General features: G+C 64.6%; 4 protein-coding genes. All 4 read right to left on the bottom strand.

The window, feature by feature from the left end; all coding sequences use genetic code 11:
- Nucleotides 1–412 precede the first annotated feature (412 nt).
- On the bottom strand, nt 413–13,045 hold the full coding sequence (locus tag OZ411_RS10865; protein ID WP_282527920.1) for a filamentous haemagglutinin family protein: 12,633 nt from the start codon (nt 13,043–13,045) through the stop codon (nt 413–415).
- 118 nt (nt 13,046–13,163) lie between these two features.
- Nucleotides 13,164–14,138 (bottom strand): FecR domain-containing protein, encoded by a 975-nt coding sequence (locus tag OZ411_RS10860; RefSeq protein WP_282527919.1) that lies wholly within the window; start codon nt 14,136–14,138, stop codon nt 13,164–13,166.
- A 101-nt stretch (nt 14,139–14,239) separates the two neighbouring features.
- Nucleotides 14,240–14,752, bottom strand: coding sequence for an RNA polymerase sigma factor (locus tag OZ411_RS10855; RefSeq protein WP_282527918.1), 513 nt, complete (start codon nt 14,750–14,752; stop codon nt 14,240–14,242).
- Nucleotides 14,745–15,506, bottom strand: a complete 762-nt coding sequence (locus OZ411_RS10850; protein WP_282527917.1) for a TonB C-terminal domain-containing protein — start codon at nt 15,504–15,506, stop codon at nt 14,745–14,747. The genes OZ411_RS10855 and OZ411_RS10850 overlap by 8 nt, the downstream gene beginning before the upstream one ends.
- Nucleotides 15,507–16,138 lie beyond the last annotated feature (632 nt).

Here is a 16,138-nt window from a genome sequence, read left to right as displayed (position 1 = left end):
TCCACCGCATCTCACCGCAACGTTCGTGACGATCGCGAGCCGCCCCTCATCCGCCGTGAGACGCGCGGAGTCATAGCGATGATTTGCCCGACGGGTTAAGCGATTTATTTTCGCGCGAAGGGCTGGACAGACTTTCGGCTGATTTGCCCGTCGGGTTGATTTGTCGCACCCAAAGCAACCACATCGTCATTGCGAGCGCAGCGAAGCAATCCATAGCACCGCTTGTGGAGGCATGGATTGCTTCGTGGAGCCTGTCATCGGGCGCGCGTTCGCGCGACCCGTTGGCTCGCAATGACGGTGGCTATCGAATGGGGCGGGCCGATTTCCGCGATCGACTTACGTCAGCCCAAACCGCAGGGTCTGGTTCGAGGATGAGAGCATCGCATGGCAGAGCGAAGCGAACCGACAAACCCTAGAGCCTTCCCCTTTCGTCCGTGGTCAGCTTTTTCTTTTGCTCCTCGGTCAGTTCGCCATTGCCAACAACCTGAAATCTGCTGTCAGGCTGGTAATCCTGCGGCTCAAGGCTGCTGCGCTCATCATCCTTACGGCGTTGATCACCGTTGGGGGCGCCCTCGCCTCCGCCGAAGCCGAGGAACTCGACGATGATGATCGACGGACGATCGCTGGTACTGGGCGCGGCCGGCTGGGCCTGCTGCGTCGCTGCCGTCATGTTGCTGCTGGAGGCCAAAGCGGCGACCGGCGGCGCCTGCACCGTGGGCACGCCGGTGACATTGCCCTGCGCCTGGATGTTGGCGGCATTGACGATCTGCAGCGCCGCGAGGTTGACGTCGGCGCCGGAACGGATGCCCGCTTCGCCGGCATCGATGGTCCCTAAGGGCGCGATAAGGTCGATGCTACCGCCGGGAACGCCCGGGACCGAACTGCGCGATGCGATGCCCGCACCCGAACCGGGCACGGCCGGTGACAAAGTGACCATGCCATAATCATCATAGACTCGCCGCGCCGGCGTGTAGACGATCGTGGTCTTGGCGCCGCGGCCGGCGTTGATGTCACCCTCCGCCGACCAGGCGAGAACGTCGCCGCCGAAGGTCGTCATGATGCGCGACAGGCCGAGCAGGATCGAGCCTTTGGAATAGAGCGCGATGTCGCCCTGCCCCTGGGTAATGAGGCCCGACGACGCCGGCGGCACCTGGCCTTCGACACCCACCACTTGCTGGCCGCCCGGCGTCAGCATCTGGATGCTTCCGCCATAGAGCGTGCGCACGCCGGAGCCTCCGAATATGGTGATGTCGCCACCATATGTGATTGGATTGCCGTTTGCGCCCTCCTCAGGGAACAGAGCCGCGATCGCCTGGCGACCGCGCAGATAGGATTGGAAGCGGCTGCTCTCCGGATCATTGTATTCGCGGCCGCCGGCCTTCAGCTCGGCGAAATAAACCTGGCGCAGGAAGATCGCCTGCTGCTCGGGCGCGAGCGCCGTAAAGTAGGCGCGCGCGTCCGCGACGGTCGATGCCGCGAAGCCGTAACGCTCCGCCAGCCAGGCCATCAGTTCACGCTCATAGGTCTTGGCGACCTTGCCAGGCTGGTCGGCAAGCGGCGTGCCGGCAATTGCGAGATTGGCCGGATCGAGATAGGCCCAGAGACCCGCATAATTCGGCCCGTTGGGGCCGGCGCCCGCCTGCATCAGGATCGACGCGCCGGGTCGCGTATCGCCTGCGGCGAGAGCGCCGATCGAGACGATCGAGCCCTTGTCGCCGAGATAGAGGTTGCGGCCGGCGATCACTTCGAGCGAACCCGGTCCCGCGACTTGCACCTGAGCGTAGAGGATGTCGCGGCCGGCCTCGATGATCGAGACATCGGTCGTGTCGTTGTTCAGGATCAGGCTTGGCGTGTCCTGAAGTTCTGGATCGGTGGTCTGGCTGCGATAGGCGTTCTTGCCGAAATTGACGATGTCGCGTCCGGCATAGATGCGGGCCGGCATCGCCGCGCGATAACGCGGCAGATATTCGCCGTTCACGAATTGCGGCGTGGGATCGCCGAGCGTGAAATTGACGATGTCGCCGGTGAGTGCATAGACGCGGATGAGCTTGTCGTCGCCTTCGTGCAGGTTGGTGGTGACGGTGTCCGACTGGAACTGGAAATAGGAGTTGCTCGATCCCGGCCGGAACGGATTGGGGATCGAATTGGGATCGGTCTGGGCGCCGGACACGCTCCAGGCGGCCGCGACAGGATCGCTGAAGCTACCAAATTCGTATGCCGCCGCATAGATCGAGTCGCCGGCCAGGAGTTCCAGATAGCCGTCGCGGGACGGCGCCAGCTCGATCCGCCGCGAACCTGCCCAGTACAGGCTGCCATGCGCCGCGACCGCCTCGAAGATCGGCGGCAGCATGGCGCGGTTCGTTTGGTCCTCGCTGCCCCATATTTCGTTCTGGCTGGGGCTCGAGGCATTCAGCGGCACCATGTTGCCGCCCGCGGAGAACAGCGTGATCGCGGTATCCGAGCGCCACAGCGAGAAGGCCGGGCCAGTGACGGAAATGCCGATGGGATAGATCATGCCGGGATCTCCGGCGCCGCCGAAGACGAGGTCGCCGCGCGCCTGAAGATTGGCCGAACCGTCGCCGATGACGATCACCGGCCCGCCGACTCCGCCATCAGTCTGGAGCATCGTCGCCCGATAGAGATCGACCGCCCGCGGATCGTTCGGCGCGCCGACGCCGTAGGCCAGCAGCGCGGAGCCGATGGCCCCGGCCTTGACGGCGATGTCGCCGCGCAGATTGGTGAAGGAGCCGTTGAGATCGTCTGTAGCAGTCGGTGTGGTGAGCGGGTTGAGCCGGCCGCCGATATCGACGGAGAGATCGCCGCCGCCGGTCTGCAGCAAAGTGCCGCCGGTCACGACGCCGTCCGGCGTCTTCGTCACCGAGGTGACGCGGCCGCTTCCGCCCACCGCGAAGACGAGGCCGGTGCTGGTACGGAGCGCGCTGCCGGGACTGTCGATCGCGACGAGCGTGCCGGCATCACCGCCGACGTCAACCGCCAGGTTACCGCCGCCCAGCGTGCCGAAGCCGGAGAAGCCATAGAAGAGGTTGGCATTGAGTCCGCCATAGGCCCCGAAGCGGATGCCCCAGGCCGCTGGCGTCGTGGCATCACCCTGGCGCACCAGCCAGTTGCCGACCGAGTAATTATTCTGGCCCGCAGACGCAACATTGTCCACCTGGAGAGAGCCCGTGAGATTGCGCCCGGTCGCGATCGTCAGATCGCCGCCGTTTTCGGTGAAATAGCCGCCCTGCGAGGTGACGCCGGCATAGGCGCCGCCGACATCGATCTGGGTGCCGGCGGTGTAGACGCCGAAGGGCGTGTCCTGGGTGAGGTCGCGCCCGGCGATGAGATCGAGATCGCCCGTGCCGGTGCGGATCACGCTCGGCAGGACCTTGCCGGCCGCGTTGACGAGCGAGTTGGAGAGCAGCATGTTGCCGCCCGCCCCAAGCGCCGAGAGCGATTGCACCGCACTTGTGTCCGCGCTGGTGCCGTCGGCGCCGCTGACGAGGCGGATCGACCAGGATTGGCTGCCGGGCGCCAGCATCGGCGCGCCCGCATGGTTGGCGATAGGCGTCGACGAGACGATCGTCGTTCCCGTCGGTAGGACGGCGCCGGAGGGCAGCGTCTGGCCGGCCTGCAGTGCGACCCTGGCGTTATTGATGACGGCGGCGAGGTCTGTATTCCTCGGAATGACCGTGCCAACCGGAAGCGTCGCTACGCCCGAACCTGGCAGCCGGGTTCCGACCCCGTAGATCGAATTGCCCGGAATGACCATTTGGATGGCGTCACCGACATTGATGACGGTCCCGACCGGCAGGATGGTGCCCACCGGTATGGTCTGGCTCGAGTTGTATGTCGTTCCGTCCGGCAGCACGACGCTGCGGTTTCCAACATTTGCGAGCGACAGGTTGTTGCCGAGCTTGATCGACCCCTCCAACGTCCAGCCACCGGGCGTGTCGGCGGCGCGAATGACCATGTTGCCCGTACCCGTGAACTCAAACGGGATGGAGACACCGCGCTTAACGGAATTGCCCTGTGCAAGGACGATGTCGAAGTCCAGTGTCGCGAGCGGAATGCTCGATCCTGCTGCGACGGTGATCGCCTCGGTCAGCGTCCGGGGGCTGGTCAGCGTCTCGGTGCTGCTCCTCACATCGTTCGGATTCGCGACAGGATTGCCGAAGCCGTCCGTGATGCTGCCGTTCACGGTGAGGTTGCCTGGTGCGCGGACGACGAGCGAGCCGGATTCCGTGGCACTGTAGGTCTCGTCCGACGTGCGCAGGCTCGCGAAATCAAGATTGCCCTTGACCGTGAGATTGCCGTTCGAGGATGAATTGCCACCAATCTCGACGCCCGGCCGCAAATGATAGGCGTCGCCATAAGCGGACAGGCCGGCGGTGCGGCCGGCGAGACCGGCATTGGCCAAAGCCGCGTCGATGAAGAGCACATTGCGCGCACCGATCTGGTTAAGACCGAGCACGCCGTCCGCCCCCACCGGATCGGCACCGCCATTGTCCTGCACGATGCTGCCGTCGGCATCGGTCGGCGAATAGGTCCAGAACGCGTTCAGCGCGATCTCCGCCGCGCCACGGATAGTCAACGGGCCCGCGGCATCGATCCGCGCGTCGCCGCTCGTCTCGCCCGTGCGGCCGGTATTGAGCACCACCTTGCCGCGCCTCGCACCGTCCGGCGAGCTCAGGTCCAGCGTGGCGCCCTGGTTGAGCCGGAGCCAGCCGGTCGTCGCGGTCAGCTCGATGCAGCCACGGTTCTTCGCCTCGATGACGGCGCCGTCGCTGTCGGTCTGCAGTTCGGTGCCATGCACATCGAGCGCAGCAGTGGATGCAATGGTCAGATCGTTCTTGGCCGAGAGCCGGATGGAGCCCGGTGCCGCGCCGCTGGCGTCGATCCGGCCGTTGACGGTCAGGCTGCCATTGTCCACCGACACGACGACATTGCGCGCCCTCACCTCGTTGCCGATGGCGAGATCGCCTTGCTTGAGCGCGAATTCGCGCCTCTCGAAGAACCCTCCTGCATTCAGGGCGGTGTTGATGCGCGCAAAGCTTTCGCTCTGGGTGCCTGTCGGGCCAATGAAGTGCGCTCTGAGCTTGAACGAGCCGCTCTCGTAGCCTGCGGTGGACGAGCCCTTGAACATGCCGTCGATCGACTGCAGCGGCGTGCCGTCCAAGTTGACGAAGACGATGCCGCCGCCGCCGGCCCCGTCGGTCGCCGACATCGTGACCGAACCGGCATGGTTGTTCACCGCGGAAACGTCGAACGTCGCGCCGCCCTGGACGATGATGCTGCTATGCGCGCTCTCCAGAATGAGGTCGCCGCCCCAGGAATATTTGGTGACGTCCTTGAAGGGGATGGCGCGGCCCGCCAGGTCGATGCGTGTGCCGTCATCGATCTGAAGCGTCTGGGCCGCAGTCACCGTCAGCTTGCCGGAAGGCAGCGCGACGGTGGTGTCGAGTTGGACCGCCCCCTGGACGGATGCGAGGTTGATCGTGGCGCCGAGCGAGTCCGCCGAAGCGACGCCGGCGGGCGCGCCCTGCGGGGCGACGACACGCAATGTGCCGCCGGAATAGACCGACAGCACCGAGCCGCTGTCGCCGGTCAGCAGCGGCGTGACCAGGTTCAAGGCTGCCTGCTCGCCGGTATAGGTGGCCGGATCGAAGGACGAGGTCGGGCTCCCCCCGGTCTGCCAGACGGCGAGCGTATTGAGGTTGTTCGAGGTGATGCGCTCGGAGGCGTTGAGATTCACCGTCTCGAAGCCGAGCATCAGCCGGTTGAACTGGACCGTGTTGAGCGGCCGCGACTGCTCAAGATAGCCGAAGACGATCTCGCGCGCCGCCACATTGAAGATGCCGTGGCCGGTGCCCGGCCCGTCTGCGATGATCGCGCCGGGCGCGGCAGGGCCATAGATCGGCTGGCCTGAACCGGTCGCACCCGTCCGCAGCGAACGGCTCGACCATACCAGCCGATCGGTGGTCAGCGTGACGCTGTCATTCGCACCGCCATGGCCGTAGATTGCGGGCGTGCTCAGCACGAAGCTTTCGAGGACCGACACGCCGTTCTCGTCGAGCGTGGACAGATTCACGGAGCCGTAGAAGTTGACCGAGTTTCCGGCCGCCAGAATAAGATTCTTCATTCCGGGCGCGCCGGTGACCGGATCGCCCTGTACCAGCCTATCGAGCACCGCCTGATCGAGCGACAGCCCGCTCGGCAGGATGCCGGCGGACGCCGCGGCCGCAAGCTGCTCCGCGGTGCCGATATTGATATAGGGCAGAGCCAGTTCGAGATCGCGCGTTCCGAAACGGGCGCCATCCTGCATGACAACTCCCTGGCCGGCGGTGAAGGCGATCGAGCCTTCGCTGTAGAGCGAAGAGCCGTCCTCGAGAGTGATCCTCGACGTCGTGTTCAACCGCCACGGTTCGAGGGAGATCGAGCCATTCGAGACCGCCAGCAGGGCCGGCGCGCTGAACAACAAGCCGGTGGCGACCGTGTCCGGCGCCATCAGCCCGTGGCCGAGCGTATTGACCGACGCCCCGGACGTCACCGTGATGTCCTGGTTTGCGGCAAGGATGACCTGCGAGCCCGTCAGCACAACCCCGTTTTCCAAGATGAGCGAGCGGACAAGGCCGTCGTTGGTCGTGAGTTCGAAGACCGGATTTCCAGCAGTATAACTGGCCCCGGGCGCGGAGCCGACATAGAGGTTAGGCGCTCCGACGTCGGCGATCTCGGACGCGGCAACGGTCGTGACGCTGCTGCTGCGGATTGTTGTGCTGCCCCCTCCCGTGATCACCATATCGGTGTTGTACGAACGGTTGGCACCGCCACCGCCGGAAACCGCCAACGTTCCGCCATACCCGCCCTCGCCTGGCGTGAAATCAGCGAAGCCGTCGAAAATGAGCGCCGATTCCACGCGCGGCGCGCTGCCCGTAGCCAATGTCGAAAGATTGAGGGTCAGGAACTTGCCGTCGGCCGCCATCAACGGACGGGCCGTCCCGAAGGTCGCCGCCTGCGCGAGCTGGAAGGCCTCGTAGCCCTGCTCGTTGTATTGTGAATAGGTGCGCAGAGTCGCGCCGGGCGTGACGATGGCGCGGGTCAGCAATGAGTCGCCGATCGAGGTGTTGGCCGCGTCGCGCGTCGCGCTCGTCAGATAGGACCCGTTCGACAGCGACTGGGCCGCCGCAAATCCTGTCGTCCCCCGCGCGCCAAGCTCGACGCGGTAGGCCCCGGGCAGCAGCGCATAGTTCGCCGGTAGCAGCGTGTAAGTACCGGCTGGCAGCCCCGGCACGCCGGCCGGGATCGCGATCTGCTCGCCGAGGCCCGGCACCGAGCCGGTCCAGGCCGTGGAGTAGCCGCCGGCCGGCGGCGCGATGTCGACGCCCGGCACGATGGCAAAGACCGGGTTCCCGGATGAGCTGTAGCCATAGCCGGGATTGGCGTCGGCGAGCGCGTTGACCAGCACGTCGACCGAGCCGCCGCGGCCGGAGACGAAGGCCGCGCCCGCCAGCGTGCCGCCGCCGGAAAGGTCGAGCACAGAGCCCGGATGGCTGACGACGTTGTGACCCGTCGCGGTGATGCCGAGGCGCCCGCTGCTGCTGTTGTTGAGGTAATTGCCGTCGGCATCCTTGACGATCGTTCCGGTGAGCAGGTCGTAGGAGAGCGCCTCGCTGCCGTCGACGGTGAAGCTGACGCCGTCCACCGTGCCGCCATAGGGGATGACGAGCCCCCTGGCGCTGACCGAGGTCAGGCTGCCCGGCAGGAATTCGACGAGGCCTCGCGTCACCATCTGCGGGTCAGCCGCGGCGAGCGAGATCGTGCCGAGCGGAGCGAGCAGATTGCCGCCCTGCCGGATCGTCCCGGCCGTCAGACCGAGCGAGCCGAACACCGAATAGGGCGCGGCGACCGGCGCATCATCGTGCCGCCCGATCGTGATCGTGCTGGTGTTCTCAGTGCCGAAGGGAATCGTCGGCCGGCTGCTAATATCCACCGCCGTGCCGGCATAGAGGCCCGCCTTGGCGCCGGTCACCGGATAGATGCGCCGCGCGATCAGATCGAGATCGCCGGTCACGGCGAGCGTCCCCGTCATGAACCGCAGGTCGCTCCGGCTGTCGAGCGTCAGCTTCGCGGCATAGGCGTTCATCCGGCTGGCGACGTCGATCAGCCCGCCATCGACGGTCAGTGTCCCCGTCGCCGGATAGGCCGGCAGGATGGAGGGGAGCACCTGGAACAGTCCGGCCTCTCGCATGAACTGTCCGTCGAGACTGACGTAAGGCGCGGACACCGTCGCGTGGGCGCCGTTGACGGAATTGTAGAGGCCTGACGTGCGCAGCGCGATGCTGCGGCCTGCCGCAAGGTTCACGTCGCCCTCGAACACGATTCCGGTGCGCGCGAACAGCGACAGGGTGCCGAAGCCGCCCTCCGCGACCTGCTCGGCACTGAGATTCGCGTAGCCGGGTCTGAGGTCTTGATGGGCCGCACCAACCTGAAGATCGGCCGGCAATGCGCTCCGCTGCCTTGTCTGGGAGATCCGTATCGCCCTACCCGCCTGCAGGCGCGAAGGCACGATGTCGCCCGAGGCATAGCTGTAGATCGGCGCTTCGAAATTGATCGTCAGCGTGCCGCCCGAGGCGCCCGCGCCGCCAGCACGGGCGAGCAGCGTGCCATCGTTGTAAATACCCAGGTAGGAAGCCAGGACGATGCTGCCGCCATTGCTGGCGACCGTGCGGCGCGCGTAACTCGTCTGTCCAGCCGCTCCAATCATCATGATGTCGAGCTCGGCACTGGTGCCCGAGACGTCGATCACCGCGCCTTCGCGCACCACGACATAGGCGTCGGCGGACAGATAGGCGTTCTCGTACAGCGTGTCCTCGCCGCCGAGGCTGCCGAGCACGACCTTGCCGCCGTCCGGCACCACGCCATAGACCCGCCCGCGGGCATCGACCGCGGTGACCGCCCGCGCCGAGGCGTCGAGCCGGGCATGCTCGCCGATCCAGACCGAGAGCCCGCCGACGTCCTTATTGCTGAATCGGTTGGCGTTCAGGACGGTGATCTCGCCGCCATGGGCGGTGATCGTGCCGTCGATATTGATCTGCCCGCCGCTGGCGATGTTGACCTTGCGGCCGGGATCGACGGCGATCGACGCGCCCTGGGCGATCGTCACACCGCCGCCCGAGAGCCAGCTGGTGTCGCCGTCCACGCTGCGGCCCGACAGCAATTCGAGATCAACGCCGCCGCGCTGGGTGAGCGTCGCCGTTATTGGGTCGGCGATATAGACGTCCGGCAACCAAACGCTCAGCGCGTCCGACGGATCGCTGCCGGTCGGTACACCGTAGACACCTGTATCGAACCGGTAGATCGGCATGATCGGCGCAACCGCGGCGCCCGATGCCACGAGCAATCCGCTCTGCCCGTTGATCGAATACTTGGAGAATCCGCGGCTCAGAACATCGTCGGCGAGATTGAGCGTAGCCGGCGGCGCGATCCGGGCTTCCACCGGGAGAAGCGTCCCCGCCCGGATCACCGTGCCGGCCGCGATGGTCACGTCCACCGGCGCGGGCGTCCCGGGCATGTAGGTCACGGCCTGCGGCGTGGTCAGCCTCAGGCCCGAGGGAAAGGCGTTGGCGGGCAGCACATAGCCCCCGGGCAGAATAGGTGTTTGCGTGCTGTATCCGCGCACCGTCGAGCCGGCAGGAATGACGGTGCCGGGTGGCGCCGCTACCACAGCCGAGGTTCCGGGTCGTATGTACGCAATGCTGACTGCGCCGGCGGGCACAACCCACTCCGCCGCCACTGTGGTCGTGGGAATGGGCACATCGGTGGGCAGCGCCGCACCCGCTGCGACCGTGGTGAAGGTCTGGCTATAGGCGGCCGGCAGCGGCGACCCCGCCCGAATGAGCAACGCCTCCGCTAACGTCACATCAGCCGGCGTCACGCTGCCGGCAGGCAACGTCTCGCCGATCTCGTAGCTGGCATCGCCGATCACGACGAGGCCCGCGGTGGACAACGACAGCGCGCCGCCGCCTTCGACGCCGTAGCCGGCGATTGCCCCGTTCAGCGTGAGGTTGCCGCTGCCGCCGTTGAAGCCGGCGAGCAGCGACAGGTCTCCGCCCTTGCCGGCCTTGGTCTTGCCGTTGGTGAGGATCGCGGCACCGGAGGAGGTGTCGATCCGCGATCCCTCTTCCAGCGTCACGTCGCCAGTCGAGCGCAGCGTGACGCGTCCGCCGTCGACGAAGGCGAGACCGGAGAGATTGGTCGGATCGACCTGCGCGTTCGTCCAGATGCCGCGGGTGTCGATCGTCATTCCCGAATGCAGCGTCACGCTCGAGCCGCCGTCTTTGGACAGATCGGTGTTCCGTGTGGCGACGGAGTCGCCCCGAGCTTCACGCGTCACAAGCTGGTTGCTTGCCGTGACACTGCCGCCTCGAACGGTAACGCCTGCTCTGATGTCGATGACAGGTGCGGTGAGGTCGAGGGAGCCTCCATCGGCCAGCGTCAGGCCGCTGTCAATCGCGATGGAGTCGCCCGTGGCGAGGTCGAGCCCGCCGAGCCTTTGGTCGTTGAGGCGGGAGGCATCAAACCATAACGTGTTGCTGCGGCTGGCGGGAAGGACGGAGGACGCGTCGAGGCTTCGGGTGATGTCCTCGACGCCTCCGATGACGATCGCGCTGTCGTGAATGCCCATGCGCCCGAGCGCGCCATAGCTGCCGACAAGAAGCTGTCCCGCTTGCGCGACTTGGGTCTGGCTGAGCTTGTAGCCGTCGGCGATATCAGTCGGTCGCGCCGAGACCTGCCGCTCACCCTGGACGACATCGGCGAGGATGTCGGCCTCGAAGATCGCCGTCGGCGTCGAGAGGATGAGCTGCCCCGCGTCGCGGCCGACCGTGTAGCCCTCTTCCCACCGCACGCTTTCGCGACCCTTGCCGAAGGGGCTGGTCCAGACCTCGGTGACGTTCCAGCGCTCATGTTCGCGAATGAAGCCCTGGCCGAGACCATAGAAGGTCATGTCGGCGCGGGCGTCGTTGATGTTGTAGAGCCGGCCGTCCGGTCCGAGAAAGTTGCTGGTGCGGATATAGCCGGCCTCGTAGCGAATCGAGCCGCCGGAGATATTGAACACTGAGCCTTGCTTTGCGATCACCTCAGGCGCCGACAACGTGATGGTGCCGCCGAGCGCGACCCACTCCCCGATCGTGTGAGCGGTGTTGGCGAGATGACCGCCGACTTCGAGCAGACCGCCCGGCGTATAATAGCGGTCGGTGTCGTAGCCCCCGGTCCCGGCCGGCACGAAGATCAGGTCGCGAATATCAACCCAGACATCCTGGTTCTTCAGGTAGTCCTTGTCGCGGTTGACCGGACTGTCGCGCAGCTCATTGCCCTGGATATTGACGAGGATGTTGTTCGACGACATTGCCAGGGACACGTCGCGGACGCCCGAGACGTCGATCGTCGCACCGGTCTCGGTGAAGATGCGTCCCCCGGCTGATACCGCAATCTGACCGCCTTGTGCGATCGTAAGCGAGCCTGCTCCCGGTGTCGTACCGCCCTCGAAAACGACTTGACCGCCCGTGACGATCTCGATCCGCGACTGATCGAGCCGGTCGGCCAGAGTCGAGAGATTGTTGAAGATCCCGAGCGGCGTCGTGGCTCGCAGCAGATTCGCCGCTTCGGACGCATCGATCAAGCCATCGCGCTGCGAATTCAGCGCCGTCTCCCGGCTCTCGAGTTCGGGAATGATTGTGGTGACGCTGCCGGGGCCAAGCCTGATGCTGCCGCGCGTGTCGGTCGCCGCATTCAGAAGATGGATCGTGCCACGCGTATTGACCGAGGTGGAGGCGACGAGAATGGCGTTCTGCTCGATCGTCCGACCCGCCAGCGTGATATCGCCCTGCGGGCTGAAGATCGAGCCGTCATTGCGAACAAGCCCAGCGAGCGTGCCCGCGTCGAACAGCGGGGCAATCTCGTTGCCGCGCGTGGTCGAGAACTGGTTGGCGTCCGTGCCGTAACCACGGCGCAGCACGAAGTCGTCACCGGCTGCGAGCTGGGTCTGACCTTTCGGCGTCGTGATCGAGCCAGCGTTGACGACCTGACCACCCATCAGCAGCACGAAGCCGCCGCTGGAGGTCACTGATGCCGGGGCATGCGTCTCGATTTGCGCGCCGGCTTCGACCTTGACAACGCCGCCGCCCTTGCCGTTGTTGAGAAACGCGGCCGCGTCGGTGAAGCTTGGCGTCCAATTGCTTCCGCTTCCGCTCGAATAGATGCCGCTCTGGAATTGCTCGTTGGTGATCTTCGCGGTGGAGGCGATCAGCGTGCCGACATTGATCTGGCTTCCGCCGCCGAAGATGATGCCGTTCTGGTTGATGACATAGACCGAACCATCGGCCTTGATGCTGCCGAGGATCTGGCTCGGCCTGCCGTCGGTGCCGAGCACGCGGTTGAGCGCGACCCAGTCGCGGTTGCCCCGCTGGTCAAAGCGCAGATCGGTTCGGGCTCCGACGTTGAACGTATCCCAAGTGAGGATCGCCTTCTGCTGGGTCTGCTCGACATCGACCTTGACGCGATCGCCCTCGGTGAACTGCGTCGGCAGATTCGCGCCCCGCCATAGATCGGTTCCCGGCGCGGCACCGAGTGCCCGCTGAAGTCCGCCGGCGCCCAAGCCGTTCGGGACTGGGGACGCATTCGCTGCGGCGCGCGCGGCATCACGAGCCGCCTGCTGGCTGGCCTGCTGCGCCTGGATAGCGAGCGTCGCCCGCCTGAGCCCATCGGAGGACTGGCTCGCGGCGCGGGCGGCCTCCTGTTGAGCCGATTGTGCTGCCGCAATCGCCGCCGCCGATGGTGTCGGCGCCTGTCCGCCAAGAGGCCGCGCATAAGCGTCCAGGGTTGTCATCAAGAGCGCCGTCACACTGACGCCGGCCAGGAACGCAAGGCGATCGCGGCCACGACGCGTGGACAATGGCGAGAAATAGTTGGCGGTCGTCGGTCCCGGAACCCGCTGTGCTTTCAGATCCGCCTTGGAGAGCTTCTTCGCGGTTTGGATCATCGACATCGAACGGCTCCTGTCATCGGTCGCGCCTGGTGCGATCGAAAGCGCTCACCCCTAGACCGATCGGCGGAGCCAAAACCGTAAATTTTTCCTCCTTCGCCTGTTCCGCAATCGCCAGTTTTCAGGTCAGCAGAACGATGCCGCCCGGCAGCGTTCGGCTTGTGATCCCGAAGGCTTGGTTCAGGCGCACCAGAATGTCATCCATATGATCGATGCGGAAGCGGCCGCTAATGGGCTTTCGCGCGAGTTCTCGATCCATCAGGATCACTCTGCCCGACCGATATCGGTTGATTTCTTCGACGACCTCGGCCAGTGGAGCCGAACGAAAGATCAACACACCCTGCTGCCAGGCGGTGACGAGTTCGATATCGATGCTCGCAACAGGCCCAAGCCCCCGATCATCATACCGGACCTGTTGGCCCGAGCCGAGCATCGTCGCTTGGGATTCCAGCGTGACGTTTACATTGCCGCCGACGCACGTGACGCACACGGATTGCCCGGCACGACGAACATCGAAATGGGCCTGACTGGTCGTCATGACGCCATTCGCCGCGAGAACGATGAGAGGGCGTTCCTGCTGGGACTTGGACACGAACGAGGCTTCGCCAGAAACCAGCTCAATGCGAGCGCCGTCGTTGCCCCGCAAGGCCACGCTCGTTTGCGAGTTCAGGTGCATGGAGACGTCGCTCGGAAGCACCAGTTGACGCTGCTCGCCTGTCACGGTGCGATAATCTGCCGCCAACTCCGCAATTGATGGCCAAAGATCGAGCGGCGGGGAAACCATGGCATAGGCCGCCGCGGCCGAGACAGTGGCGAGCGCCCCGCCAATGGCGGCACGGCGGCTGAGGGTCGAATGGGACAGTGACCGTGCCGCCAAGGCAGGCGACAACTGCCCCCGTTCGCGCAAGCTACGCGCCGCGGGCGCGAATTCCTTCCACATCCGGCGCGCATCGGCAAAGGCCGCTTCGTGGTCCGGGCTTCGTGAACGCCACTGCTTCAAGGCTTTGACATCAGCAGGGGTCACCCGACCGGAGTCCAAATGCTGGACCCAGGCGACCGCTTCACCCCTTAGCTCGCGTTCGGCTCTATCGTCCACCGCACCGACCCTCGACACCTATCCGTCCAGATGCTCCTGTGGCTTGAGCCACACGAGAGATGTCTAACGCTAAGACGGTTTTTCGAGCTCCGATCCACATTTTATTTTCGTGTTTGCTTGCGACGGGCAAGACAGTACTCGTGAGCCGATTTCAGCTCTTTCTCGACCAGGCTCAAGGAAATACCCAGGCGTTTTGCGATCTCGCTACGCGACAAGCCATCAAGACGCGCCGCGACGAGAATGTCACGTTGACGGGAGGGCAATTCCGAAATGAACGTCTCGACAAGCCGCAGTTCGGAACGTGCCTCAACAATAGAGGCCGGGTCCGCCGTCTCGTCAGCAAGATCGAGCATCTTTTCGATTTCGGCAGAGTCCAGATAGCGTCGCTCCGAAAGGACGCGATCGCGCGCGACATTTAGCGCAATCCGGTACAAATAGTTGACCGGACTGCTGACATGGCCGACGTGCTCAGCACGGTTCAGACGCAGCCACGTGTCCTGGACAGCATCATCGGCAAGATCTGCTGACCCAAGCCGCCGCGTAAGCTTCACCTTGAGTTCCTGGTAGCTCGTAAGGAATAGCTGACGCAGGACAAGCAGACCGCTTTCAGTCATGGCCGGTCCTGCTTGGAACGCGGCGACCGCAGTCCTGCCGCATATCTGGATCGTTCGGCAAGACGACGATGGTAATCGGCTGCGCGAATCCGGCGGGCGGCGCAACACCTAAGCTTATCTGGCGCAGGGCAGCGTCGACACTCCGATCCATCTGGTCACTGCCGGTGGAGCTGAGCGTCTTCACCTGCAACACCTGTCCTGCCTGACCGATCCACAAACGGGCTGCAATCCTGCTGCTATCAGGCACAGCGGGTGTTTCGCAGAACACAGCCTTAAGACCCGCCTGAAGCAGACCGTAGTAACGCCTGTGGTCCAATGGCTGGCGTGTTGCGCCGCCCCGCACTGTTGCATCGGCCGGCACCGGACCAACCACGAAAAAATCTGTATCCTTAAAGTCTGCCCACAGGCCGGTGCCAGCGAGCAATATCTGCAGCGCCACTTCCGGTGTGTAGATACCCTCAACGAGACTGGAACGACGTCCTTCGGACAATGCTCCGTCATAAAGGACTTCACGGCTGGAAATGCGAGCATAGACTTCCAGCGCCGTGCCGAGCGGCTGGGATGGAATATTGAAAGCCAGGCTGCTCGACGCAGCCTTCTTTCCAGAAATGCCGGGGTTTGCTGCGCCACGATTGGAAATGGGCGCAGAAATGCAAGATGCGAGAACTACCGAAACAGCAAACAGCGTCCAAGATCGCGAACCTGAAACACGCGAAACCCGCATAACACGGCCGAATTGATCGCTCCTTGTCATCGGATCGAAGCGCTAGCGCAACTGCACCAGATCTCGTTTCGCCGCCCGCCGAGACGCACGGTTTCGTCTTTAGACGTCTATTGTGACAGTTGGACGAAGTTTGCAACTTTCGCATTCGAGACCTTGCGGGCCCCGCCGTCCCAGTTCGATGCCTTCAATTCCCTCGGCTCGTATCATGATTGCTTTGTTCGCCGGCGTACGATCGAACCGCCCAAGACGACCTTCCCGATCCAGGATCGAGATGGCGCCTCCTCTGGCGCTCCTGCTTCAGCAGCAATGGCGCGGCTTGGAGACGCACGCGGAAGGTCACAGTCAGTGCGCGCAAGCGATAAGATGCGTGTGCTCAAAGTCCAAGGGGGCGGAGGTCCGGAGCTTAAGTCATTCGCGAATGACGTCGCCTTTCCGGCCCTTCTTGAACATTGCTGGCAGGCGGCTAGAAGGCCCGCTTCCGCTTTTAAAGCCGACCACCTGAGCGCCCAGTGCGCGGGATTGTCGTGCAACCGGAGATCGGCGCCCATTGCGTCGCTGGAAATCCGTTACGCTTACTTGAGTCCCAAGCCCCGTCCGATACGCTTCATGCCCGCTTATTGGCGATCCTAAGCTACACCGCGATCTCTGTTTTATTCCTGCGA

Source organism: Bradyrhizobium sp. Arg237L (assembly GCF_029990105.1).
Classification (GTDB): Bacteria; Pseudomonadota; Alphaproteobacteria; order Rhizobiales; family Xanthobacteraceae; genus Bradyrhizobium.
This window is presented reverse-complemented; position numbering and strand designations above follow the sequence as displayed.